26 protein-coding genes are annotated in these 24,207 nt (G+C 69.4%); 14 read left to right on the forward strand and 12 right to left on the reverse strand.

From position 1 onward, the window contains the following. The first annotated feature begins 16 nt into the window (after positions 1–16). Positions 17–265 (forward strand): hypothetical protein, encoded by a 249-nt coding sequence (locus RMO97_RS14595; RefSeq protein WP_293495182.1) that lies wholly within the window; start codon positions 17–19, stop codon positions 263–265. Positions 266–601: 336 nt separating this feature from the next. On the opposite strand, the gene RMO97_RS14600 is transcribed toward RMO97_RS14595, so the two are convergent. Together RMO97_RS14600 and RMO97_RS14605 are read right to left on the reverse strand one after the other, a co-directional pair. Further along, complete coding sequence (locus tag RMO97_RS14600) at positions 602–1,066, reverse strand: hypothetical protein (RefSeq protein WP_310541775.1); 465 nt, start codon at positions 1,064–1,066, stop codon at positions 602–604. Then, entirely contained in the window at positions 1,063–1,452 is a 390-nt protein-coding gene (locus RMO97_RS14605; protein ID WP_310541776.1) for a YMGG-like glycine zipper-containing protein, read from the reverse strand. The genes RMO97_RS14600 and RMO97_RS14605 overlap by 4 nt, the downstream gene beginning before the upstream one ends. Before the next feature lie 119 nt (positions 1,453–1,571). Between RMO97_RS14605 and RMO97_RS14610 the strand changes: the two genes are divergently transcribed. Further along, positions 1,572–1,964 carry a hypothetical protein gene (locus tag RMO97_RS14610; RefSeq protein ID WP_310541777.1) on the forward strand — a complete coding sequence of 131 codons (393 nt, stop codon included), beginning with the start codon at positions 1,572–1,574 and terminating at the stop codon, positions 1,962–1,964. Between the two features lie 145 nt (positions 1,965–2,109). Next, positions 2,110–3,561: a PAS domain-containing protein gene (locus tag RMO97_RS14615; RefSeq protein WP_310541778.1), complete on the forward strand. Its 1,452-nt coding sequence runs from the start codon at positions 2,110–2,112 to the stop codon at positions 3,559–3,561. Positions 3,562–3,567: 6 nt separating this feature from the next. On the opposite strand, the gene RMO97_RS14620 is transcribed toward RMO97_RS14615, so the two are convergent. Next, on the reverse strand, positions 3,568–3,954 hold the full coding sequence (locus tag RMO97_RS14620) for a response regulator (RefSeq protein ID WP_310541779.1): 387 nt from the start codon (positions 3,952–3,954) through the stop codon (positions 3,568–3,570). Between the two features lie 127 nt (positions 3,955–4,081). Between RMO97_RS14620 and RMO97_RS14625 the strand changes: the two genes are divergently transcribed. Beyond that, positions 4,082–4,705: a nucleotidyltransferase domain-containing protein gene (locus RMO97_RS14625; protein WP_310541780.1), complete on the forward strand. Its 624-nt coding sequence runs from the start codon at positions 4,082–4,084 to the stop codon at positions 4,703–4,705. Positions 4,706–4,793: 88 nt separating this feature from the next. Here RMO97_RS14625 and RMO97_RS14630 read toward each other — a convergent pair whose 3' ends face one another. Then, entirely contained in the window at positions 4,794–5,066 is a 273-nt protein-coding gene (locus tag RMO97_RS14630) for a hypothetical protein (protein ID WP_310541781.1), read from the reverse strand. Between the two features lie 227 nt (positions 5,067–5,293). On the opposite strand from RMO97_RS14630, the gene RMO97_RS14635 reads away from it, so the two are divergent. Then, positions 5,294–5,671 (forward strand): VOC family protein, encoded by a 378-nt coding sequence (locus RMO97_RS14635; RefSeq protein WP_310541782.1) that lies wholly within the window; start codon positions 5,294–5,296, stop codon positions 5,669–5,671. 2 nt (positions 5,672–5,673) lie between these two features. Next, positions 5,674–6,504 (forward strand): 5'-methylthioadenosine/S-adenosylhomocysteine nucleosidase, encoded by an 831-nt coding sequence (locus RMO97_RS14640; protein WP_310541783.1) that lies wholly within the window; start codon positions 5,674–5,676, stop codon positions 6,502–6,504. A 224-nt stretch (positions 6,505–6,728) separates the two neighbouring features. Here the strand turns inward: RMO97_RS14640 and RMO97_RS14645 are convergent, their stop codons facing one another. The 4 genes from RMO97_RS14645 to RMO97_RS14660 form a co-directional block, all read right to left on the reverse strand. Next, positions 6,729–7,886: a pentapeptide repeat-containing protein gene (locus RMO97_RS14645; RefSeq protein ID WP_310541784.1), complete on the reverse strand. Its 1,158-nt coding sequence runs from the start codon at positions 7,884–7,886 to the stop codon at positions 6,729–6,731. Positions 7,887–8,020: 134 nt separating this feature from the next. Continuing rightward, a complete protein-coding gene (locus RMO97_RS14650; RefSeq protein WP_310541785.1) occupies positions 8,021–9,199 on the reverse strand; it encodes an NAD(P)/FAD-dependent oxidoreductase in 1,179 nt (392 codons plus the stop codon). A gap of 2 nt (positions 9,200–9,201) precedes the next feature. After that, positions 9,202–9,840, reverse strand: a complete 639-nt coding sequence (locus RMO97_RS14655; protein ID WP_310541786.1) for a DsbA family protein — start codon at positions 9,838–9,840, stop codon at positions 9,202–9,204. 199 nt (positions 9,841–10,039) lie between these two features. After that, positions 10,040–11,113 carry a S41 family peptidase gene (locus RMO97_RS14660; RefSeq protein WP_310541787.1) on the reverse strand — a complete coding sequence of 358 codons (1,074 nt, stop codon included), beginning with the start codon at positions 11,111–11,113 and terminating at the stop codon, positions 10,040–10,042. Positions 11,114–11,258: 145 nt separating this feature from the next. On the opposite strand from RMO97_RS14660, the gene RMO97_RS14665 reads away from it, so the two are divergent. Together RMO97_RS14665 and RMO97_RS14670 are read left to right on the forward strand one after the other, a co-directional pair. Beyond that, the gene (locus tag RMO97_RS14665; RefSeq protein ID WP_310541788.1) at positions 11,259–12,500 is read left to right on the forward strand and encodes a glutamate carboxypeptidase; all 1,242 of its coding nucleotides are present in this window, start codon (positions 11,259–11,261) and stop codon (positions 12,498–12,500) included. Between the two features lie 156 nt (positions 12,501–12,656). Then, positions 12,657–13,076 carry a GNAT family N-acetyltransferase gene (locus tag RMO97_RS14670; protein ID WP_310541789.1) on the forward strand — a complete coding sequence of 140 codons (420 nt, stop codon included), beginning with the start codon at positions 12,657–12,659 and terminating at the stop codon, positions 13,074–13,076. Positions 13,077–13,152: 76 nt separating this feature from the next. Here the strand turns inward: RMO97_RS14670 and RMO97_RS14675 are convergent, their stop codons facing one another. Together RMO97_RS14675 and RMO97_RS14680 are read right to left on the reverse strand one after the other, a co-directional pair. Continuing rightward, positions 13,153–13,776: a hypothetical protein gene (locus RMO97_RS14675; protein WP_310541790.1), complete on the reverse strand. Its 624-nt coding sequence runs from the start codon at positions 13,774–13,776 to the stop codon at positions 13,153–13,155. 29 nt (positions 13,777–13,805) lie between these two features. Continuing rightward, positions 13,806–17,390, reverse strand: a complete 3,585-nt coding sequence (locus tag RMO97_RS14680) for a hydantoinase B/oxoprolinase family protein (protein ID WP_310541791.1) — start codon at positions 17,388–17,390, stop codon at positions 13,806–13,808. Positions 17,391–17,461: 71 nt separating this feature from the next. Between RMO97_RS14680 and RMO97_RS14685 the strand changes: the two genes are divergently transcribed. The 5 genes from RMO97_RS14685 to RMO97_RS14705 all read left to right on the forward strand — a co-directional run bounded on the left by RMO97_RS14685 (position 17,462) and on the right by RMO97_RS14705 (position 21,433). Continuing rightward, complete coding sequence (locus RMO97_RS14685) at positions 17,462–18,160, forward strand: DnaJ family molecular chaperone (protein WP_310541792.1); 699 nt, start codon at positions 17,462–17,464, stop codon at positions 18,158–18,160. Between the two features lie 102 nt (positions 18,161–18,262). Beyond that, the gene (locus tag RMO97_RS14690; RefSeq protein ID WP_310541793.1) at positions 18,263–18,550 is read left to right on the forward strand and encodes a hypothetical protein; all 288 of its coding nucleotides are present in this window, start codon (positions 18,263–18,265) and stop codon (positions 18,548–18,550) included. Between the two features lie 215 nt (positions 18,551–18,765). Continuing rightward, entirely contained in the window at positions 18,766–19,053 is a 288-nt protein-coding gene (locus RMO97_RS14695) for a putative quinol monooxygenase (protein ID WP_305338030.1), read from the forward strand. 11 nt (positions 19,054–19,064) lie between these two features. Then, entirely contained in the window at positions 19,065–20,288 is a 1,224-nt protein-coding gene (locus tag RMO97_RS14700; protein ID WP_310541794.1) for an acyl-CoA dehydrogenase family protein, read from the forward strand. Further along, complete coding sequence (locus RMO97_RS14705; RefSeq protein WP_310541795.1) at positions 20,285–21,433, forward strand: serine hydrolase domain-containing protein; 1,149 nt, start codon at positions 20,285–20,287, stop codon at positions 21,431–21,433. The genes RMO97_RS14700 and RMO97_RS14705 overlap by 4 nt, the downstream gene beginning before the upstream one ends. A gap of 92 nt (positions 21,434–21,525) precedes the next feature. Here RMO97_RS14705 and RMO97_RS14710 read toward each other — a convergent pair whose 3' ends face one another. Next, positions 21,526–22,170, reverse strand: coding sequence for a TetR/AcrR family transcriptional regulator (locus RMO97_RS14710; RefSeq protein ID WP_310541796.1), 645 nt, complete (start codon positions 22,168–22,170; stop codon positions 21,526–21,528). A 76-nt stretch (positions 22,171–22,246) separates the two neighbouring features. Between RMO97_RS14710 and RMO97_RS14715 the strand changes: the two genes are divergently transcribed. After that, the gene (locus tag RMO97_RS14715; RefSeq protein WP_310541797.1) at positions 22,247–22,690 is read left to right on the forward strand and encodes a DUF4345 domain-containing protein; all 444 of its coding nucleotides are present in this window, start codon (positions 22,247–22,249) and stop codon (positions 22,688–22,690) included. Positions 22,691–22,720: 30 nt separating this feature from the next. On the opposite strand, the gene RMO97_RS14720 is transcribed toward RMO97_RS14715, so the two are convergent. Then, positions 22,721–23,950: a PLP-dependent aminotransferase family protein gene (locus RMO97_RS14720; protein WP_310541798.1), complete on the reverse strand. Its 1,230-nt coding sequence runs from the start codon at positions 23,948–23,950 to the stop codon at positions 22,721–22,723. Positions 23,951–24,207: the final 257 nt, after the last annotated feature.

Consider the following 24,207-nt stretch of genomic DNA (forward strand, 5'->3'; position numbering starts at 1 on the left):
AAGAAGTAGGCGGCGCGTGGCGATCGAGACCGTCCACCTGGTCCAGTCCTACATCGCCGGCAAGGGCAAGGCGCTGAAGGCCGAGCCCGTCGTGATCTGCAAGTCGGCGGAAGAGGCGCGGCGCAAGGCCGACCGGCTGTCCGACACCCGGCTGGGGGTGGTGGCCTTCTCCGCCTCGGCCGACGCCGAGCTGGGTGACTATGACGAGAACCCGGTGATCCTGTTCAAGGCGGGGCAGTTGCCGCCGCCGTTTGACGAGGCCTGAGCCTCGTCAAACGCGTCCTTGTGGCGCGGGATGCGGGCGGAAAACCGCTGCGCACTTTTCCTCACCCCGCGCGTGACGAGGCCTGAGCCTCGTCAAACGCGTCCCTGTGGCGCGGGACGCGGGCGGAAAACCGCTGCGCACTTTTCCTCACCCCGCGCGTGACGAAGCCTGAGCCTCGTCAAACGCATCCTTGTGGCGCGGGATGCGGGCGGAAAACCGCTGCGCACTTTTCCTGACCCCGCGCGTGACGAAGCCTGAGCCTCGTCAAACGAGTCCCTGTGGCGCGGCATGCGGAAGGGGTAGCCCTTCCCCATCGCAGGGGAAGGGCGCCTAGGCCTAGCCCTTGACGGGGGGCGGCGGGTCGCAGCGGCCGGCGCGGGCCTGGACGACGAAGAACAGGGCGCGGTTGGCCGCGAAGTTGCGGTGTTCGGCGATGGCGCTGGTGGGTTCGCCGGTCACCAGGCTGATGGCGTCGGAGGGGCCGGCCGGGCCCGACAGCGACGCCTGGTTCCAGGTGGACAGCGCCGAGCTGCAGGCCGCGATCGTGGCCTCGGCCACCACATCGGCGGAGTCCTTGGCCCCGGCCAGGCTGTAGGCCCAGCGATGCAGGCAGTCCTCCACCGGACCCGCGCCATCCGCGACGGCGGCGGGCGCCAGGGCCGGAACGCCGGCCGTGGTGGTGGCGGCCGCTGGTGTGGCGGCGAAGGGGGTGCAGATGCCCTTGGCGACCTTGACGCCGTCTGTGTCGCTGCAGGCGGTGAGCGACAGGGCGGCCATCAGGGCCAGGCCCGCGGCCCTCATTGGCCGCACACGCGGGTCTGATGATAGCTGACCCGGCCACGGTCGTCGTAATAGGGCCGGCTCTCCATCCGGCACTCGGCCGACGCCTGGCGGTAGTTGCTGTTGCGCGCGGTGGCGCGGTTGCTGGCCCGGCTGTAGGTGCGGCCGGTGTCACACTTGACGCGGGCGAGCTGGTTGCCCACCACAGCGCCGCCGACCCCGCCGATGATGGCGCCCTTGCCGTCCGCCACGGCGTTGCCGATGAGGGCGCCGCCGACCGCGCCGAGCACGGTGCCGGTCACCTTGCGGTCATGGGCGCGCTGGTCGCAGGCGCTGCGCGCGCTGGCCAGGGAGGGCGCGGCCGCAGCGGCCACCACCAGTCCCGTAATCAAAAGCAGATGTCTCATAGCCAAGCCTCCTAAGTCCCTAAGCCGACACAACGCGCCGCGGGGAGGATGGATGCGCCCGCCATGCTCAAGCCTTGATCGCCCCCCAGAACCACCGCCAATCCAAGCGGAGAGACCGAGTGCGTAGAGTCTGGATCCTGGCCGCCGCGGCGGTGCTGGCGAGCTGCAGTCCCAAGGCGCAGACCGGCGCGGAGGCGAAGTATGGCGGGCTGGACGCGGCGATCCTGGCCTGGCGCCAGCAGATCGTGAAGACCGACGCCGCCTGCCTGGCCAAGGCCGAGGGCTGCCAGGGCTTCGAGGTGCGCTGCAAGGGCGAGCGGGAGATCACCGCCACCGACCAGGCCAAGGGCGTCACCGCCAAGCTGGTGGTGGCCATGAACTGGCAAGGCTGGGACCCCGTGCGCAGCGAGTATCGGTCGCAGTCGGGGTTCTCGGAGTTCACCAAGGTTGAGGGCGGCTGGCTACGGGCGGCGACGGCCCCGGTCAATATGAGCAGTTGCGTGAGTGGATAGGCGCGCCGCGTTCCGGAACCCGACCGGAGGCCAAGCGTACTCCGGCCATGTTTGGTATCAGACATTTTCGCCGGGATACGGCGTTGCAAGAGAAGCTGAGCCGGTGAACGAGGCGCATAGCAGTGAGGCCCGGGTCCGATCGCTCATGGCGACGGGAATCCTGGACACCGAGGCGGAGATCGCCTTCGACGACGTGGTGCGCCTGGCCGCCCTGGTCTGCAAGGCGCCGATCGCGGTGGTGAGCTTCGTCGACGCCGATCGACAGTGGTTCAAAGCTCGGATCGGGCTGGAAGTCCGCGAGACCCCGGTGCAGATGGCGATCTGCCGTCACGTCCTGAGCTGTGATGACCTCGAGGTGTTTCCAGACCTGACGGCGGACGTGCGGACCGCCGACAATCCCCTGGTGACCGGGGCGCCGTTCCTGCGGTTCTACGCCGGCGCGCGGGTCGACAGCCCCGATGGGGTGCCCATCGGCTCGGTGGCGGTCATCGACACCGTGCCCCGCCCGCAGGGCCTGAGCGCCGACGAGACCGAGACCCTGCTGGCCCTGGCGCGCCAGGTGATGGCGCAGCTGGCCATGCGCGCCCAGACCGCCCGCTTGAAGGACGGGGAGGACCGCTTCCGGGCCATCGCCGACTCCATGCCGCAGATGGTCTGGTCGACCCTGCCGAACGGATATCACGACTACTACAACGCCCGTTGGTACGAGTTCACCGGCACGCCCGCCGGCTCCACGGATGGCGAGGGCTGGAACGACATGTTCCACCCGGACGATCAGGAGCGGGCCCGGGTGCTGTGGAACCACAGCCTGGAAACCGGCGAGCCTTACGAGATCGAGTACCGGTTGCGCCACCACTCCGGCGCCTATCGATGGACCTTGGGGCGCGCCCTGCCGATCCGCGACGAGGCGGGCCAGATCACCCGCTGGTTCGGCACCTGCACGGACATCGACGACGCCAAGCGACTGGCCGAGGAGCGGGAGCTGGTCAGCCAGGAGCTGAGCCACCGGATCAAGAACATCTTCGCGGTGATCTCGGGCTTGATCTCGCTCTCGGCGCGGACCCATCCGGAGTCCAAGGCCTATGCCATGGCGCTGCGCGACCGGGTGATGGCGCTCGGCCGGGCCCATGATTTCGTGCGGCCCCACAGCAAGGTGTCGCAACCCAACGCCCGGGCCGCGACCGCCTTCGCCCTGCTGACCGAGTTGTTCGCGCCCTATGACGGCGCCGGCGGCCTGCGGATCAGCGTGGCCGGAGACGACATCCCCATCGATGACCGCGCGGCCACCCCGCTGGCGCTGATCTTCCACGAACTGGCGACCAATGCGGCCAAGTACGGGGCGCTGTCGGCGCCAGAGGGACGGGTGGCCATCACCGCCGAGCGGGTCGGGGATGATTATCGCCTGATCTGGCGTGAGAGCGGCGGTCCGGTCGTGGCGGGACCGCCCGCCTCTGATGGCTTTGGCTCGACGCTCTCGAAGGTGTCGGTGGAGGGCCAGCTGGGCGGGAGCCTGACCCGGGAGTGGCTGAACGGAGGTCTGGTGGTCACCATGACCGCGCCGGCGAGGTCGTTCACGCGGCCGAGCCGGGTGAACTAGCGCTCTCTACGCAAACAGCAGCAGCTCGCCCGGGGGGGAGAGCATGAGGCTGCGGCGGCCGGCGTATTCGACCACATCGGCGAGGGCCTTGCGGGTGGCGGGCTTGGGCAGGACGCCGATCGTGCCGGCGACGCCTTCGCGCAGCAGGTCGGGGTTGGCGGTGACGAAGACCACCGCGGCGCGGCGGTCGGCCAGGGCGCGCCCGATGTCCACCCCGGTCTCGCCGTCGCGCAGGTTCAGGTCCACCAGGGCGAGGTCGATCTCCTCGGAGGCGAAAGCCTCGAAGGTGCGGCGGTCCGGGGCGATGCCCACGACCGTGTGGCCCAGCTCGTGGAGGGTTTCCTCAAGTTCCAGGGCGACCAGAATCTCGTCTTCGACGATTAGAATCCGCACTATCTGCTCCGTACCCGGCGCCTGGCCGTGACATCAGAATGCGGCGGCCGCCCGATGGTTGCGGCCAGATGTGTCACCTATCCGACTTTTGGAGCGCCGTTGATTTGACGCCACACTGAAGTTCGCAATGGGTGAGGATACCATGACGCCGCGCTGGGACGGCCCGCCGCTGGAAGCCTGGCAGGCCTGGACGCCGGAGCAGACAGCCGCCCGTTTGGCCGGCCTCGCCGCGCCCTGGTGCGTGGTGGGCGGCTGGGCCCTGGACGTCTGGCTGGGTCGCGAGAGCCGGGTCCATGAAGACCTGGAAGTCGCTGTCCCCAAGCCGTTTCTCCCACAGATGCGGGCGCAGCTGGCGGGACTTGATCTCTATTCGATTGGGGACGGCGAGGTTCTCTCCCTGGCGCCGGGCGCCGAGCCGCCGGAGGACAAGTACCAGATCTGGGTGGCGGAGGGTGAGACCTGGCGGCTGGATGTCATGGCCGAGCCCGGCGACGCTGCGACCTGGGTGTTCCGGCGCGACGAAAGCGTGACAGCTCCAAGGGCGCAGATGATGGGGCTGTCGCCGACTGGCGTGCCCTATCTGAAGCCGCAGGGCGCGCTGCTGTACAAGGCCGCCAAGCTTCGGCCCAAGGACGAGGCGGACTTCACGCTGTTCGCGCCGTTGTTGGATGAGGCCGCGACGGTGTGGCTGCGAACGCTGATCTCGCGCCTCTATCCCGGCCACCCGTGGCTCGCGCGCCTGGCCCCATAGAAAAAGAGCTCCGACCGCCTGGAGAGGCGATCAGAGCCCTGATCTAGGTCAACCCGGTGGGACGCCGAACGGCGCCCCGGTCGAGTTCTTACTTCTTGGCTTCGGCGGCCGCTTCGACCTTGTCGTCGGTGGCTTCACCGGCGGCCTTCATGGCGTCTTCGGCCTTATCGCCGGCCTTTTCGGCGGCGTCGGTGGCGGTGTCGGCGGCGTCCACCGCAACGTCGGCGGCGGTGTCGGCGGCGGCGGCGGCCTGATCGGCGGTGGCGTCAGCGGCGACCGGGGCCGGGGCTTCTTCCTTCTTGGTGCAAGCGGCGGCGGCGAGGCCGAGGGCGGCAACAGTCATCAGGGTGGCAAAACGCATGGTGGTCTCCGAATTTTGGGGGGATTTGGCTTGAGCTGAACGCCACCCCCGCGTGGCGCTAAGTGCTCCCGCCAGGGCCGGAGCCTCACCATAACGCTGCGATCACAACCTCGTTCCCGGTTCCATCACAAATTCGTGCCAGGCCTGTGGATAAGCCCAGCCGGGTCTGGCGTGAAGCTGGGCGGCGCGATCCGACAGGCTAGGATGGCGCCTGAGGAGACGCAAAGATGGCCCGGATCCGCGAGATCGTTGTCGACGCCCTGCATCCGGCGTCCCTGGCCCGGTTCTGGGCGGGCGTGCTGGAAGGGTATGAGGTGCGGGCGTATGACTCCGCCGAGATCGCGCGGCTGGCGGAGCTGGGCCTGACGCCGGAGACCGATCCCTCAGTGATGGTGGACGGGCCCGGGCCGGTGCTCTGTTTCCAGCAGGTGGCGGCGCTGGCGCCCGGGCGCAGGATGCACCTGGACATCGTCGGCGGACCTCGGCGCGAGGAGGTGGCGCGGATTGTCGCCCTGGGGGGGACGGTGCGTGATACCCATGACACTCACACGGTGATGCTCGATCCGGAGGGCGCGGCCTTCTGCGTGCAGGACCCTCGGGAGTAGGCATGCTGGACGACACCCCCCGGATCGCGGTGCTGGGCGCCATGGCGAGCGAGCTTGCGGCTTTGCGCAAGGGGCTCACCGACACCACTGAGCATGGGGTGGCCGGCGCGGCCTTCACCACCGGCACGCTGGCGGGCAAGGCGGTGGTGCTGGTCGGCTGTGGGGTGTCGATGGTCAATGCGGCCATGACGTCCCAGCGCACCCTGGACCTGTTCAACGTGACCCATGTGGTGGTGAGCGGCTGCGCGGGCGGGGTCGATCCGGAGCTGAAGGTGGGCGACGTCTTCGTGGCCAGCCAGTGGGGACAGTACCTGGAGGTGGTGATGGGCCGCGAAGGCCCCTCGGGCTTCGAGCCGGCCTCGGGCATCCCCAGCGGCTACGGCAATTTCGGGATGATGTTCCCCAAGCCGGTGACGGTGACCGGCCCCGATGGGGAGACCGAGCGGCGGTTCTGGTTCCCGGCGGCGCCCGCCATGCTGGCGGCGGCGCGCAAGCTTTCGGCGGCGGTGGTGCTGTCGAAGGGCGCCGGCGCGGCGCAGTTGGACAAGGCGCCCAAGGTGGTGGTGGGCGGCAATGGCGTGTCGGGCGCGGCCTTCGTCAACAACACCGAGCTTCGTGACTACGTCTTCGCGACCTTCGAGGCTGGCGTGCTGGACTGTGAGAGCGCGGCGGTGGCCCATGTGGCGTGGTGCAATGCCAAGCCGTTCGTGGCCGTCCGCGGGCTGTCGAGCCTGGCCGGCGCCGGGGACGGGGACAAGCTCTATACGGCCTTCAACCAGCTGGCCTCCGACAATGCGGCCCTGGTGACGATGGGGATCCTGCGGGCGCTATAGTCGCGCTCCCCCGAGGGGGAGGAGGCAAAGCTGCACCTCCTCTCCCCGTTCAGGGGGAGAGGGTAGGGTGAGGGGGCGCGCAGCAGGGCTGCGCGTCTCGGCCTGTCAGCAACAACGGAACTTCAGAAGGAGCCCTCACCTACCCTCTCCCACAAGTGGGAGAGGAGGAGTTCCGGCCAGGCTCAGGCCGTTTGGACCAGCGCCTGTCGCTGAAGGCTGAGTCCCTAGGCGGCTCTATCGAACCGCGCCTCGGCGGCGTCTGCCAGGTCGAGCTGGCCTGGCGAGAGCTGGGCGCCGCGGCAGTCGGCGTAGCTGAAGCGGGCGCCGGTGAGGTCAGTGGGGGTGGTGCGGCCGCCGATCTCCATGTGGGTCAGGATCGCGCCCCGCAGGTCGGCGCGGGCGAGGTTGGCGCCGGTCAGGCGGGCGCCGCGCAGGTCCGCGCCCCGCAGGTTGGCGCCGCGCAGGTCGGCGCCCTCCAGATTGGCCGCCTGCAGGAAGGCGCCTTCCAGGTTCAGTCGGACGAAACAGGCTCCGGCGGCCTGCAGGCCTGTGAGTTGGCCCGCGGCGAGGGCGTCGCCGACGACCCGCAGGTCGGCGCCCTCAACCTTGGCGGCTGAGCCCTGTTTGCCATGGGTGAGGCACCAGACCTGGTGGCCGGCCAGGGCCTCCAGCAGGGCCGGGCGCCTGGCCAGCGCGTCGGGGGAGGGGGCGTGAACCACGCGGTCCATGATGGCGTCATGGGTGGTGGAGCCCATGAGCTGGGCGCCCGACAGCACAGCGTTGGTGAAGTCGGCGTTCTCCAGGTTGGCGCTGGTGAAGTCGGCCTCCTCCAGCAGGGCGCTGGTGAAATTGGCGGACTTCATCTTGGCGCCGTTCATCCTGGCGCCGCGCAGGGTGGCGTCGGAGAAGTCGGTGGCGAAGGCGGTGTTCACGTCGGCGCGGATGCGGCTGGAGATGCCGTCGGGCAGGCCGGCGCGCTGGCGCTGGGAGACCGAGACGAAGCCGAGGGCCGAGTGGGCGGCGATCTGGCCGGGGCGGAAGTCGGCGTCGGTCAGGTCGGCGTCGGAGAGGTCGGCGCCGCAGAGCACGGCCCCGCGCAGGTCGGCGCGGCAGAGGCTGGCGCCGGCCAGGTTGGACCCGCGCAGGTCGCTGCCAAACAGCATGGCGCGGTCGAGGATGGTCCCGGAGAGGTCGCAGCCGCGCATGCTGGCGCCGCTGAGATCGGCGTCGGCCAGGTTGCGGCGGGGCATGGCCAGTCCGGTCAGATCGACCATGGGCAGGATCATACGGCGCCCGCCGGGACTGCCGGCCAGGAACTTCTCATGGCCGAGGACGTGGCCCACCAGCTCGGCCTGGGTGAATCGTTCGACGGCTTTTTTCACCAAGACCCCACGCGCGCTCGGCCCGTGGCCGTTCGTGATGAAACCGCACGTTGCGCGCAGAAGATGAAAAAAACTGAACGGGACTTGGTGAAGACCCTGGGGCGGATTGACGCAGTATGGTCAAGCTTGGGTGGCTAGACCGCCTGGCCGGCGCACCAGCCGGAGGACCAGGCCCATTGGAAGTTGTACCCGCCCAACCAGCCGGTGACGTCCACCACCTCGCCGATGAAATAGAGGCCGGGGACGGCCTGGGCCTGCAGGGTGCCGGGGTCCAGCGCCTGGGTGTCGACGCCGCCCAGGGTGACCTCGGCGGTGCGATAGCCTTCCGAGCCCACCGGCTTGACGGTCCAGCGGTTCACCGCGGCGTCGACGCGGGTCAGCACCTTGTCGGGCAGGTCGGCGATGTTGCCGAGCGCGCCCTCGTCCTCGGCGATCATCTGGGCCAGGCGCTTGGGGAGGTGGTCGGCGAGCACGGTGGCCGTGGCCTGACGGCCGCGGGTGGTCTTGGCGAGCTTCATCGCCGCCATCAGGTCGACGCCGGGCGCCATACTGACCGTGATCTCCTGGCCCTCGCGCCAGTAGGAGGAGATCTGCAGGATGGCGGGGCCCGACAGGCCGCGATGGGTGAAGAGCATGGCCTCAGTAAACTTGGTCTTGCCGCAGCCGACGACCGCATCGACGGCCACGCCCGCCAGGGGCTTCAGCTTTTCCAGGGCGCCGACCTCGAAGGTCAGCGGGACGAGGGCGGGCCGGGTCTCGACCACGGGCAGGCCGAACTGGGCGGCGATCTCGTAGCCCCAGCCGGTGGCGCCCATCTTGGGGATCGACTTGCCGCCCGTGGCCACCACCAGGGACGAGCAGGCCACTGTCCCGCCGGGCAGGGCGAGCTCGAAGCCGGTGGCGGTCTTGGTCACCTTGGCGACGGCGGTGGCGAGCCGGAGCTGGACGTGGGCGGCCTTCATCTCCGCCAGCAGCATCGTGATGATGTCCTTGGCGCTGTCGTCGCAGAACAGCTGGCCCAGGGTCTTCTCGTGCCAGGCGATCCCGTGGCGCTCCACCAGGTCGATGAAGTCGCGGGGCCGGTAGCGGCGCAGCGGCCCCCTGGCGAAGCGCGGGTTGGCCGAGATGAAGTTGGGCGGGGCGGTGTTGATATTGGTGAAGTTGCAGCGGCCGCCGCCGGAGATGCGGATCTTCTCGCCGGCCGCCTTGGCGTGATCGATCACCAGGACCGAGCGGCCGCGCTTGCCCGCCTCGATGGCGCACATCATCCCGGCAGCGCCGGCGCCCACCACCACGACGTCGAAGTTCTGCATGGTTAGTTGAGCGGGCCGGAGAGCCAGGCTTCCAGGGTCGGGATGACGGTCTCGCCTGACTGGAAGCCGCGGGTGACCACGGCGTAGGCGCCGGTCTCCATGGGGCCGGCGATCAGGGTCGGGAAGCCGGTGACGCCGGCCTGCTGGGAGGTGCCGTAGTCGCGCCAGGTCTCGTGCTTGAGGTCATCAGTGTCGAAGATATCGAGGAAGCGCTGGCCGTCCATCTCGCGCTCGGTGATCAGGGCCGCCAGGACCTCGGGATCGGCGATGTTACGGTTCTCGGCGTAAAAGGCCGCCTGCAGGTCGGCGAGGAAGGTGAGGGCCAGCTCGGTGTCGTGGCGGCGCACGAAGACCACGGCGCGGGCCGCCGGGTCGGTGTCGTAGAGGAAGCCCGGGGTGTCCAGCACGGCGGGATCGAAGGGCAGGCCCGAGGCCTCGGTGACGTGGGTCCAGTGACCGGCCAGGCTGGCCTTGGCCTCGTCGGTCATGGGGGTGTCGGTCCCCGGACGCAGGCCCCCCATGATCAACTGGATCGGCAGGGTGCGGCCGAAGGTCTTGCGGATGTCGGCGATCACCGGCGAGAAGCCGTAGCACCACGAGCACATGGCGTCGGCGAAGTAGATCAGGTGCGGGGTCTGCATGGTGGGGCATTCTAACCCAGAGGCGGAGTGGCCGCTTGGGGTTTGTGCCAACCTCAAAACCGCTCATCCCAGCGAAGGCCGGGACCCAGGTGAAGCCCACTACGGTCTCATGAGGCCCCCCGGCTCGACCGAGGGCCAATTCCGGCTGCTCAAGGTGAATCTGGGTCCCGGCCTTCGCCGGGATGAGCGGAGTGGATGGCTAGCCCGGCCGCGCGCCCTTGGCCTTGGCGAGCTTGAGAGCTTCGTCGAGAGCCTGGTCGGTGTGGACGGCGACGTCGGGGGCGACACCCTGGCCTTCCCAGCCCCAGTTGGTGTCGGGGTCGTAGGAGCGGCCGACGGGGACGAAGGCGGCGAATCGGTCGCCGACGTCCAGCAGGCCGCCATAGTGGCCGGCGCCGCGGGTGGTCTCCCCCACCAGGGTGGCGCGATGGGTGCGCTTGAAGGCCAGGGCCAGGTGCTCGGCGGCCGAGGCGCTTCGCCGGGAGGTCAGGTAGTAGACGGGCGCGGTCTGCAGGCGCGTCTCGGTGGTGTCGGGGATCACGACATGGTCGTGGCTGACCAGGGTCGGCGCCGAGGTCTGGCGCACCAGGGTGGGGCCATCTGCAAAGGGACCCTCGTCTTCGATGCCGGCCCGGGTGTCCATTCGGACCAGATGTGTGGCCCTGGCGTAGAACAGCGGCAGGATGGCGTCCATCTCGGCGAGGCCGCCGCCCCGGTGCGGACGCGCGTCGATGATCACCGCCTTGGCGTCGGCGTGGGCCAGCAGGAAGGCGCGGGCCTTGCGAACCGTCTCCGGATCGCCGGTGAACTGGTTGAAGCGCAGATAGGCGACATCGCCGATCATCGCGGTCTCCTCCAGGCCAGGCGCGCCCACGGGCCGGGCGCTGGCCGGCACATCGGCGGGCGGCGGGCGGCGCGCCTGGAAGGCGGTCCGGGTCGCCAGGCGCAGGTGGCCGTCCGGGGCCACGGCCTGCAAGTCGGCGGTGACCTTGGCGCTGAAGGCGTCGGGATCGGTCAGGCCGTCATAGGCGCCGCCGGCCAGGTTGGCGCGCAGCATGGCGGCGTATTTCGCGGCGGTTTCCGGGAAGACGAAGTTGGCGTCCAGGGTCTTGGCCAGCTTCTCGACGACGTCGCGGCGCTCCTTGGCGTCGAGCGGTTTGACGGTGGCGGTGACGGCCGGAGCGGGCGCGGGGGCGGGCTGGGCCTGGGCGGCGGCGCAGAGGCCCGTGGCGAGGATGAGGGCCGCGCCGGCGGCCAGCAGATGACGACGCATGAGGTTCTCCCTGACTGCGCCGCTGATAGGCAAGACGCCGGAGGAGGGCAAATTAAGCTCCGGTAAGCTTGGCCGCACCTTCGTTTCAGCTTGATTGCGGGCGCCCGACCGCCACACTCCGCGCCCTGGGATCGGGAGTGACGTTATGCGTACGAGTCGGTTTGCGATGGCGGCGGTGGCCGCCCTGCTGGTGAGCACGGGGCCGGCCCTGGCCGCGGGCAAGGACACCAAGGTGTGGGCCGCCGCCGAGAAGGCCCGCGAGGCCCAGCTCGAGCTGCTGAAGCAGGTGGTGAACATCGATAGCGGCACGGGTGACATCGAGGGTGGGCGCAAGGTCACGGCCCTGCTGGTCCCCCGGCTCAAGGCGCTGGGCATGACCATCGAGACCGTGCCGGCCGAGATCCCTGGCCTGCCCGAGAACACGGTGGCGACCCTGACCGGAACCGGCAAGGCCAGGATCCTGATGATCGGCCACATCGACACGGTGTTCGGACCGGGCACGGTGGCCAAGTGGCCCTATTCCGTCGAGGGCGACCATGCCCGCGGCCCCGGCGTGGCCGACGAGAAGGGCGGGGTGATCGAGGGGCTGTACGCGCTGCAGATCCTGCGCGACCTGCGCTTCACGAACTTCGAGCGGATCACCTTCCTGCTCGACACGAGCGAGGAGCGGGGCTCGCCCGGGACCCGCGCCCTGATCGACAGGCTGGTGCGCGCCCACGACGTGGAGCTGAACCTGGAGCCCGGCGACGCGCCGGACGTGATCACGGTCTGGCGAAAGGGCTCGATGACCCTGAACATCGACGTGAAGGGCCGCGCCGCCCATGCGGGCGTCGCGCCCCAGGACGGCCGCAACGCCGCCGTCGAACTGATCCATCAGCTCGCCGCGGTGGAGAGCTTCCCGCGCTCCGGCGACGGGCTGACCGTCAACCTGACCACGATCCAGGCGGGCACGCGCCACAACATCATCCCCGAGGCCGCGCGGGGGCAGGTCAATATCCGGGCCCGCCAGAAGGCCGATCTCGACAGGGTCGAGGCCGCGATCAAGGAGAGCGCCAAGTCCACGATCGTGCCCGACACCACGGTGACCGTCAGCCGTGAGAACGCCTTCCCGCCGTTGGCCAACAACCCGGCGACCGACGCCCTGGCCGTGCGCGCCCAGGCGATCTATGCGGGCCTGGGCCTGAAGCTCGCCACGGGCGGCAACGGCGGCGCCTCGCAATCGGCGCTGGCCTATGAGGCGGGTACGCCGGCCCTGGACGGGCTGGGTCCGGTGGGCGGCGGCTTCCACTCCGAGAAGGAGTTCATGGACCTGAGGTCGGTGACGCCGCGGCTCTACCTGCTGACCAAGCTGATCATGGACCTGAGCGCCAACCCGCCGAAGAAGTAGGGCGCTTTCCACCATGGCGTGGCCCCGCTAGTCTGACGTCATGATGATCGGTTTCGTCGCGGTCTGACCGCGCCTCCAGCCCGTTCGACCTGACCGCGTGGTCCGCGAGGGCCGCGCCTGAGCGCCTGCGCGCGCGCATCATCTGAAAGACAAGACATGGATCTGATCATTCGCGGGGCCGCGCGCCCCGACGACGCCTACATGCCCATTTGGGCGCCCTTGCTGGCCTTCAACGAGAAGACGGTGGGAGGCGCGCAAGGCGTGCCCTTCGCCCTGACCATCACCGAACCGGACAGCGAGGAGTTGCGGGGCGGGCTGTGGGCTCTCTCGCTCTGGGGATCGTTCTATATCGGCCTGGTGGTGAGCCCTGAAGGCGCGCGCGGCGAGGGGCTGGGAACCGAGCTTATGGTCCAGGCGGAGGCCGAGGCGGTCGCCCGGAATTGCCACAATATGTGGCTCGATACCTACGCCTTCCAGGCGCGGGCCTTCTATGAGCGGCTGGGGTTTACGGTGTTCGGCCAGATCGACGGGCCTGCGCCGATGTTCCCACGCTGGTTCATGCGTAAGGACCTGTAATCGCGCGTAGAACGGGGCGGCCTCCTCGGACGCCGCCCCTAAGACAAGTTCTCGGGGGGGCTCTAGACGCCTTCGTTTACCGGGTCGGGGCGACGGCGCCCGCGGTGTCGGGGGTCGCTTCGACGGGCGCGCTTTCGGGCGCGGGTTCAAGTTCGGCCGGGTCGGTGTTCACCTGGAAGGTCTTGCCCATCAGCTTGGCGCGCTGTTCCAGGGCATGGGCCGTGGGGGTGCAGCGGACCGGCAGGGTCCAGCCCATCCAGTTCTGGGCGACCTGACGCTTGGGCATGTTGGCGGCGGCGGCCCAGGCGTTGCGGCCCTTTTTCACCGCGGCCGAGCCGAGGATGTTGATGGGCTTGAGGCTGGCGCGCTCGGCGGCCTCCATGGCGCGGGCGAACAGCTTCATGTCCTGCTTGGCGCGGACCTGGATGGTTTCATAGGCCGCCAGCTTCTGGGCCAGAGTCGTGTCGGGATTGAAGGGCGGCGACTTTTCGATCTCGGTGACGTCCGGCATCATCTGATCGTGCAGGTCGACGTAGCCGCGCAGGGCGCCGTAGCACCAGCCCACCAGGCCATAGTCGTCGCGGGGCGCGCCGGCCGGATAGGGCATGTCCTCGGTGAGGGTGAGTTCGGCGGACGCGCCGCCGGCGGCGGCGGGCTCGGCGGCGGTGAACAGGGCGAGGGCGGCGATGAGTGCGGACATGAGGCCTTGGAACCTTGAAACTGTGTCGATCAGGTGGCGGGGCGTGATCCGAAGCCTCCGCCCCCGGGGGTTTTGATCTCGATCACGTCGCCAAGCTGGACTGTAACCGAGAAACAGCCGGGAAGTTCCTTTACCGCGCCATCGGCCCCGATCAAACGCTGCTCGCCCGCCAGGGCAGGGCCGCCGCCTTCGATCCCCTGGGGGGCGTGGTCGCGGCGGGTGGAGAGCAGGGCGGCCTCCATGGGGGCCAGGAACCGGATGCGTCGCACCGCGCCGTCGCCACCCTTGCGCCGGCCGTCGCCGCCGGAGCCCCGGCGGATGGCGTAGGTCTCGACCCGCACCGGGAAGCGGCGCTCCAGGATCTCCGGGTCGGTGAGGCGGGAATTGGTCATGTGGGTGTGGACGGCGCTGGCCCCATCGGCGTCGGCCGTGGCGCCGGCGCCCCCGCAGAGGGTCTCGTAGTACTGCCGGGTCTCGTCGCCGAAGGTGAAGTTGTTCATCGACCCCTGGGCGTTGGCCAAGACGCCCAGGGCCGCATAAAGGGCGTCGACCACGTGCTGGCTGGTCTCGACATTGCCGGCCACCACGGCGGCGGGCGGCGCGGGCGCCAGCATGGAGCCGGGCCGGGTGAGGATGTTCAGCGGCGCCAGGCAGCCGGAGTTCAGGGGGATGTCGTCGTCCACCAGGGTGCGGAAGACATAGAGGGCCGCGGCGTCGACGATCGCCGAGGGGGCGTTGAAGTTGGACGGCAACTGGTCGGCGGACTGGCGGAAATCTAGCGTCGCCTCGCCGGCGTCGGCGTCCACCGTGGTGACCACGACGATCTGGCCGCCGCCGTCCATGGGAACCCGGGCCTTGCCGTTCGACAGCTTGCCGATGGCGCGGCGGACGCTGGCCGTGGCGTTCTGCTGCACGAAGGTCATGTAGGCGGCCACCACGTCGCCGCCGAAGCCCTCGATCATCCCGGCGACGGCCGCCGCGCCGGCCTGGCAGGCGGCGATCTGGGCCTTGAGGTCGGCGATGTTGCGGTCCGGCGCGCGGGAGGGCCAGCGTCCAGCCCTCAGGGCTATCCGCGCATCGGCTTCAAGAAAGCCCCCGCCGCGCATGATCGGGAGGGCGTCCAGCATCACGCCCTCCTCATCGATGGTCCTCGAGAACGGCGGCATGGAGCCCGGCTGCACGCCACCGACATCGGCATGGTGGCCGCGGGCGGCGACATAGAAGGCCGCGGTCGCCGCGCCGGGCATGAAGACCGGCATGACCACGGTGATGTCGGGCAGGTGGGTGCCGCCGGCATAGGGATTGTTCAGGGCGAAGGCGTCGCCGGGCTTGAGCGAGGGATGGCGGTCGCGGACAGCGCGGACGCTGGCGCCCATGGAGCCCAGGTGGACCGGCATGTGCGGGGCGTTGGCCACCAGGCCGCCATCCTCGTCGAAGAGAGCGCAGGAGAAGTCCAGCCGCTCCTTGATGTTCACTGAGTGGGCGGTGCGTTCCAGGGCCGCGCCCATGGCCTCGGCGACCCCCATGAAGCGGCGGTTGAACAGCTCGAGCGTGATGGGGTCGGGGCGGTCCAGGGCGATGGCGCGGGTCTGGACGCCGCCGGCGCGGGTCAGGCGGATCAGGCCGTCGGCCTCGGCGACAGCGCGCCAGCCCACGGGCAGGGCGATCTGGGTGTCGGGGCGGACAATGAGCGCCGGGCCGTCCAGCGTGGTCAGGGTCTCGGCGGCGACGATGCGGGCGGGGGAGGATTGGCCGTGGGCGAAGGCGTCAATCCGCTCATCCCCGGTGACCAGAGATGGGCCGCCGCCTTCTTGGCTTCGCGCCGCCGCGTCGCTCTCGCGCGGATGAGCGGTGTTTTGACTGACCTCGGCCTCGACGCTCGCAATCACGATGGTCCGGTCCGGCTCCACAAAGCCGAACAGGCGGCGGTGGGCGGTTTCGAAGGCGGCCTTCACCTCGGCCAGGGGGCCAAGGGCGGTGGGCAGTTCGGCGTCGGCGCCGTCATAGCGCAGGCGCAGGGTGCGGGTGAGCGCGCCGTCCTGCGCGCCCTGGTCGGCCAGGGCCTGGCGGGCCTCGGCCTCCACGCCCTCCAGCAGGGCGGCGGCGCGGGAGAGGCCGGTGTCGTCCAGCGCGGCGTCCAGACCGGCCTGCTTGAGCGCCGTGACCCGCGCCTGGCCGATGCCCCAGGCCGAGAGCACGCTGCCGTGGCGTGGGCACAGGACTTCGTCCACGCCAAGCGCCTGCGCCACCTGGCAACCGACCTGGCCCGCCGCGCCGCCGAAGGCCAACAGGGCGTGGCCGCGTGGGTCGAAGCCACGCTCGGTGGAGATGCGGCGCACGGCCTGGGCGGTCTGTTCCACGGCGATGGCCACGAAGCCCTCGGCGGCGGCTTCCACGCTGTCGGCGTTCATGGCCTGGGCGAGGTCCGTCAGCCGGGCGCGGGCGGCCTCGACGTCCAGGGGCGCGTCGGCGGCGGGGCCGAAGATCGCCGGGAAGAAACGCGGATCGAGGCGGCCCAGCACCAGGTTGGCGTCGGTGACGGTGGCGGGGCCGCCGCGGCCATAGGCGGCGGGACCGGGATCCGCGCCGGCGCTGTGGGGGCCGACCCGCGCGCGCAGGCCGTCGAAGAACAGGATGGAGCCGCCGCCGGCCGCCACGGTCTCCACGTCCAGCATGGGGCTGCGCAGCTTCACCCCGGCGATGCGCGCGGTGTCGCGGCGCTCCAGTCGCCCGGCATAGCGGCAGACATCGGTGGAGGTGCCGCCCATGTCGAAGCCCAGCGCCTGCTCGGCGTGGGCGGCCTGGGCGGTCTGCGCCACCCCCACCACGCCGCCGGCCGGGCCGGAGACCACCGCGTCGCGGCCCCGGAACGCCGCGGCCCGCACCAGCCCGCCCGCCGAGGTCATGAAGTAGAGCGGCGCGCCCGCCACAGCGTCGGCCACCTTCTCCACATAGGCGCGCAGGATCGGGGTCAGATAGGCGTCGGCGACGGTGGTCTCGGCGCGGGGGATGTAGCGGGGCAGGGGCGAGACCTCGTGGCTCAGGGCCACGAATTCGAAACCGGCGGCGCGGGCGAGGTCTCCGGCCGCGATCTCGTGCTCCGGATTGAGGTCGGCGTGCAGGAAGGCTATGGCGGCGGTGGTGTAGCCCTCCGCGACCGCGGCCCTGAGCCTGGCGGCTAGGTCGTCGCGGTCGAGCGCTTCGACCACGGCGCCGTCGGCGGCAAGCCGTTCGTGGGCCTCCACGACACCCGAATAGAGCGGCTCGGGGCGCACGATGTTGAGGGCGAACAGATCGGGCCGCGACTGGTCGCCGATCACCAGGGCGTCGGCGAAGCCCTGGGTGGTCACGAACAGGGTCCTGGCGCCGCTCCGCTCCAGCAGGGCGTTGGTGGCCACGGTGGTGCCCATCTTGATGGCCTCGACCCGGTGGGCCGGGAAGGGGGCGCCTGGGTCCGCCCCCAGCACCCGGCGCATGGCCTCCACGGCGGCGTCCTCATAGGCGGGCGAGCTGGACAGCAGCTTCAGCGAGACCTCTTCGCCGTCATCGGCCTTGCCGATCACATCGGTGAAGGTGCCGCCGCGGTCGATCCAGAAATTCCAGAGTCTGTCCAAAACTTAACCTGCCTCGGGTGCGATGCGCGTTGTGTTCGCCGCAGTGCGGAACTAGGCTTGTCGATACTCCCATGAGTTTCTGGCGCAACATTGCTGGGCTCGCCGTCCGCCGCCCAGATGGTTGCGAAGACTGCGATGAGTGTCCTCCGGGCCTGCCCGGCGAGGATCCCACCTTCACGACTGCTGTCACGGCCCTGGGCGCCAAGCTCGCCAAGGTCGACGGCCGCGCCAGCGTCGGCGAGTTCGACGCCTTCGCCGAGGTGTTCCAGACCGACGCGGCGTCCGAGCGCAACATCCACCGCCTGTACGATCTCGCCCGCCAGACGACCCGGGGCTACGAGAGCTATGCGACCCGCCTGGCCAAGCGCTATCGCAACTGCCCGACCCTGCTGGAAGATGTGCTGGACGGCCTGTTCCACATCGCCGGTTCGGATGGCGCGGTGACCCATGACGAGCTCAGCTATCTGGAGAGCGTCTCGGGCCTGTTCGGCTTTTCGCCCCTGGTGTTCCGCCGGTTGAGGGCGACCCATCTGGGCCTGGGCGCCGACGATCCCTATGGCGTGCTGGGCGTGCCCCACGACGCGCCAGACGATGCGGTCCGCAGCGCCTGGAAGGGCGCCCTGGTGGTGTCTCACCCCGACCGCGCCCGGGCGCGCGGCCTGCCTTCCGAATTCATCGAGGTGGCGGAGGCCAAGGCCGCCTCCATCAACGCCGCCTTCGACACCATCATGCGCGAGCGCCGGGAATTGGCGCTCGAAGGGGCGGCATAGGTCAGATTTCGTTGGTTTTTGAGTTGTGAAGCGTTGACGACGGGCGTCGCCCGAACAACATAATCGTTGCAGCCACCGGAAGAGGTGGCGCCAGAGGAAGTCATGGTCAGGGAATTCGCCCGCAAGCACGGTTCGGCGCTCCGCAGCTTCGCACTGCTGGGCGGCGCTCTCGCCACCACGGCGGCCGTCGTGATCGCCGCGGTCCTGGCCCTGTTCGCCGCCGCCACGGTGGTGGTGATCGCGGTGATGTCCTCGGCCCTGCTGGCCCTGGCCGGCCTGGCCCTGCGCGCCAAGCGCACGGCCCATGCGCAGCGCGACGACGGGATCATCGAGGCCCGCAACCTTGGCGGCCACCACTGGGTCGCCTACGGCTGGAACGAGCGGCGGTAACTGGATCCGCTCATCCCGGCGGAGGCCGGGACCCAGATACATCCACAGCATTCCGGATTCCTGACCCAAGCAGCGCCCTACGACCTGGATCCCGGCCTTCGCCGGGACGAGCGGGGAGGGGAGTGGCCGCCAACCCAAGCTGACGCCGCGTAGGGCTTGCGGCTCTCAATCACCGCCTCTACCGTCGCCTCAAACAAGCGTTGGGAGAGAACGGCATGATTGGTGTGATCGCGGTCCTGAAGGTCGCTGAAGGCAAGAACGCGGAATTCGAGGCGATCTTCACCGACCTCGCCCAGCAGGTGCGGGCCAATGAGCCCGGCAACATCGCCTACCAACTGACCAAGAGCCGTACCGATCCGCAGATCTACAAGGTCCTCGAGCTCTACAAGGACCAGGAGTCCCTGACCGCCCACGGCGGCACCGACTACTTCAAGGCCGCCGGCGCCAAGATGGGCCCGTGCATGGGCGGCCGTCCCGAGATCGAATACCTCGACGGCGTCTAGGGGAAACCGGCATGGACCTCGACTTCTCGCAAGGTGACCTCGCCTTCCGCGACGAGGTGCGCGCCTTCATCGCCCAGGCCTTCGACGATGACATGCGGGCCCACATGGCCCAGGCCAAGAACGCCCATATCGACACGCCCGGCCAGGTCCGCTGGTGGAAGCGGCTGAACGAGAAGGGCTGGATGGCCCCCGACTGGCCCGTCGAATACGGCGGGACCGGTTGGACCCACGCCCAGAAGTACATCTTCGACATGGAGATGGCGCTCGCCGGCGCGCCCGACACCTCCAACATGGGGGTGCGGATGTGCGCACCCGTCGTGATGGCCTTCGGAACCGACGAGCAGAAGAAACAGCACCTGCCCAAGATCCTCTCCAGCGAGGTCTGGTGGTGCCAGGGCTATTCGGAACCGGGCTCAGGATCGGACCTCGCCTCGCTCTCCATGAAGGCCGAGCGCGACGGCGATCATTATGTACTGAACGGCTCAAAAATCTGGACGACCTACGCCCAGCACGCCGACTGGATGTTCTGCCTGGTGCGGACCTCCGTTGAGCCCATCAAGCAGATGGGGATCAGTTTCCTGCTGCTGGACATGACGACGCCGGGGATCACCATCGTGCCCCTGCCGACCCTGGACGGGCCGCCGGACGGGGAGCAGGAGATCAACCAGGTCTTCTTCGAGAACGTCCGGGTCCCGGTGGCCAACCGGATCGGCGAGGAGAACCAGGGCTGGACCTACGCCAAGTACCTACTGCAGTTCGAGCGCGGCAACGCCTATGCGCCGGGCCTGACCAACATGCTGGCCAAGGTGAAGATGATCGCCGGGGCCGAACGGTCCGACGGCGGCCGGCGGATGCTCGATGACACCGATTTCCGCCGCAAGCTGACCGAGACCCAGATCAAGGTCGACGCGCTCAACGCCACCGAGCTGCGGATGTTCGCCGCGCGTACGGCCGGCGAGGCGATGGGGGCGGCGTCGTCGATGTTCAAGCTGGAGGGCAGCCAGGCCCAGCAGGCGATCACCGAACTGGCCCTGGAGGCGGCGGGCGTCTACGCCCAGCCCTTCGTCCAGGACACCTTCGCCGAGATCCGCGGCGAGCGGAACGAACCCCGCGCCGGGCCCGACTATGCGGCGACCGTGGCGCCGATGTACTTCAACTACCGCAAGACCTCGATCTATGCCGGGTCCAACGAGATCCAGCACAACATCATCGCCAAGATGGTGCTGGGGCTGTGAGCTTCGGAGCCTTCGAGGCGGCGCTCGCCAGGGCCGTCGATGAGGGCAAGATCGCCGGGGCCGTGGCCCTGGTCACCGACCGGGACGGGGTGACCTACGAGCACGCGGCGGGGCTCCGGGCGGTCGGGCAACCGGCGGCGATGGACGGCGACACCGTGTTCTGGATCGCCTCGATGACCAAGGCGGTGGTGTCGGTGGCCGCGCTGCAGCTGGTGGAACGGGGCAAGCTGACCCTGGACGGCGACCTGAGCGAGCTGTGCCCGGACCTCAAGGACCTGCAAGTCCTGGAGGGGGTGGCCGAGGGCAAGCCCAGGCTGCGTCCCGCCAAGGGCTTCGTAACCCTGCGCCAGCTGTTGAGCCATACCTCGGGCTTCGCCTACACCTTCACCCACCCGGAGTTCCTGGCCTTCGCCCAGACCGAGGGCGCGCTGGATCCCAACTCCGGCAGCCGCGCCGCCCACCGCCAGCCGCTGATGTTCGACCCCGGCCAGGGCTGGATCTACGGCATCGGCATCGACTGGGCCGGCATCGTCATCGAGGCGGCCAGCGGACAGCGCCTCGACGCCTATCTGGCGGAGAACATCTTTGCGCCCCTGGCGATGTTCGACACCGGCTTCGCCCTGTCCGAGGGCCAGGCGCCGCGCAAGGCCAGCGTCCATGTGCGGGGCCCCGACGGGTCCCTGATCGCCATACCCTTCGGCCTGCCGGCCAACCCCGAGGTGCTGTCAGGCGGCGGCGGGCTCTATTCGACGGCGGCCGACTACGGCAAGTTCCTGCGCATGCTGCTGGGGGACGGCGGCCCGGTGCTGTCGGCCAGGACGCTGCGCAGTCTATCGGAGAGCCACAGTGGGCCCCACAAGGCCGGCTACATCAAGTCGGCCATGGCGACCATGTCCAACGACTTCGACCTCTATCCGCACATGGCCACCGGCCACGGCCTGGCCACCATGATCACGCCCGAGCCCACCGGCGACGGACGCGGCGCGGGCAGCCTGGCCTGGGCGGGCCTGGCCAACACCTACTACTGGGCCGACCCGCAGGCCGGGCAGGGCGGGGTGCTGATGACACAGCTGCTGCCGTTTGCCGATCCCGAGGTGCTGACGCTGTTGCGGGCGCTGGAGCGTGGGGCCTACGGGGTCGGCTAGAGCCTGTTCCGATAAGTGGGAACCGGATATCAGATCGAAACATGCGCTAACTTTTCGAATTAGAGCCGTTTTTTCCCTTTGGACGATTCCGTCTATGGGGAAAGGGCTCCAGGACGACCTCGGGCCTCTGCCAGTATCGCGGCCGCCAGCATCTCGGCCAATTCCTCTCCCGGCGCCCAGGCATAGGCCGAGACGGTGATCTGGTTGTGGGCCACGCCGATCAATGCCGACAGCAGGGCATCGTTGGCGAGCTTCAGCCCGGAGGGGGCGACACCGGCCGCCGCCAGGCTGTCAGCGAACAGCTGATAGCGGTCCAGGATGTCGCCGCCGCCCACGAAGACGCCCACCTGGGCCTGGGTCACCCCCTCGGTCATGAAGACCATGCGGTAGCGGTCGGGGTGGGCCAGCCAGTAGCCGACATAGGCGCGGGAGATGGCCGCAACGCGTGCGCGGGGGTCGGATACTTCCCGCGCGAGACGGTCGAGATCATCGAACAGGCCGGTCAGGAAACGCGCCCAGATCAGCCCCAGGATGTCGGCCTTGCTTTCGAAATAGGCGTAGAGGGTCATGGGCGCGCAGCCGACCTCCTGAGCCAGGCGCCGCATCGAGACCGCGGCGAAACCCTCCGTCTGGAACAACCGCTCGGCCACCCCCGCGATCCGCAGGCGGCCAGCGGAGAGGTCGGCGGGGCTCAGGCCCGGACGTCCACGGCGGGGGCTAGTGGGGGTTTTGCTCACCCGGAAAATCTAAGGGGTCTTGCGCGGGCGAGGCAAGGCATTTAAGTAGAACGCGTTCTAATGAAATAGGTGACCGATGGCTCACGTCCCGCCCTTGACCTCCTCCGGCCCGGATCGCGCCCTCCTGTTGCGGGCCGTCCTGGCCCTCGTCGGCGCCTTCATTCTGTATACCGGGGTCAATGTGGCCCTGGGGGGGATGGCCACCCTGGGGCTTCAGGGTTCGCGGGATTTCTTCACGGTCACCGATGTCGGGGCGTTTCGCGCCCAGGACAGCCACATCCGGTTCTTCGGCGGCCTATGGCTGGCGGTAGGGCTGGTGTTCGCCGCCGGCGCGGCGCGGCCGCACGCCTTGCGCGCGACGCTGATGTTCTGCTGCGGTCTGATCTTCGTGGGCGGATTGGCGCGCTTCAGCGCCTTGCAGCCCGAGGTGATGTTCGGACCGCAGCTGCTGGGATCGGTGGCGGCTGAATTGATTGGCATGCCGCTGCTGGCCCTTTGGCTGCGGGCCCTGAGAGCCTGATCACAGGACCCCACCTCCGCCTGAAAGCCGTCAGTCCGCCGTCCGCGCGATCAGCGCCGCCAACCGCTTCACCCCGTCCTCGATCTCCGCATCCGTCGGCAGGGAATAGCTGAGGCGGATAGCGTTGGCGGTGGGGACTTCGGCGAAGAAGGGCTCGCCCGGCACGAAGGCGACGCGCTCCTCGGCCAGGGACCGCTCCAGCAGGACCTTGCCGTCCATGCCATCGGGCAGCCACAGCCAGACGAACATGCCGCCCTCCGGCCTCGACCAGGTGACCCCGGCCGGCATGTGGCGCTCCAGGGCGGCGAGTGTCGCGGCGGCCTTGGCGCCATAGGCGGTGCGCAGGGCGCCCAGGTGCTGCTCGTAGCCCTCCGACACCGTGGCGTGGATGGCCATCTGGTTGATCGTGGAGACGTGCAGGTCGCAGCCCTGCTTGAGCAGCACCAGCTTCTCGATCACCGCCTTGGGACCGCAGACCCAGCCGATGCGCAGGGCCGGCGAGATGGTCTTGGAGAAGGTGCCGCAGAAGAGGGTGCGGGCCGCCTCGATGGATCCGGCGCGGCCGATGTCGAGGGCCAGCAGGGTGGGCAGAGCCTCGCCGTCGAAGCGCAGCTCGCGATAGGCGGCGTCCTCGATCAGGGTCATGTCCAGCTCGGTGGCCAGGTCCAGCAGGGCCTCGCGTTCAGGGAGCGTCAGGCTCTCGCCGGTTGGGTTGGCGAAGTCGGGGACGAAGTAACCGAGCGGATTGGGCTCGCGACCGGCTATCAGGGCGGCGGCGTCCACGCCGTCGCGCAGGGCGCGTTCGGGCAGGTCGAGATAGGCCGGCTCGTAGGCGTTGAAGGCCTGCAGCGCGCCGAGATAGGTGGGCCTGGCCACCATCACCGTGTCGCCGCGGGTCAGGAACAGCTTGCCGATCAGGTCCAGGGCCTGCTGCGAGCCGGCGGTGAGGAGGATGTTGTGCTCGTCGCATTCGACGCCATCCCGGGCCATGCGTTCGGCGATCCAGCGGCGCAGGGGCAGGTAGCCCTCGCTCACCGAATACTGCAGGGCGGCGCGGGACTGTTCGGGGTCGGCGAGGATGGCGTCATAGGCTGCCTTGATCTGCTCGGCGGGGAACAGGGCGGGGTCGGGGATGCCGCCGGCGAAGGACAGGATGTCGGGCTGATCCAGCAGCTTCAGCAGCTCGCGGATCTCGCTGGCGCGGACGCGGGTCATCCGCTGCGAAAAGCGTGCGGCCCAGTCGGGGGTCGGGGTGGTCATGAGCTTGGTCTCTAGTTCGTATCGCTGACGCCGGGAAGGCGTCCAAGGACCGCGCGGGCGCGCGGCGTCTCACCTGATCAGCTCAGGGGCGTCATACGAGGGGGTGCGAGATCGGGCTCATCGAGAGATGCTTAGTTTGGCCGGTGCGGAATGAAAACCCCCACCCGCTCATCCCCGCGAGAGCGGGGACCCAGGTGTTTTCTCCCCACTCAAGTCCAGGCGCTCTTGAACTGACAAAGCTCAGCAAACAAAAAGAG

The organism is Phenylobacterium sp. (assembly GCF_031425575.1).
Lineage (GTDB): Bacteria > Pseudomonadota > Alphaproteobacteria > Caulobacterales > Caulobacteraceae > Phenylobacterium.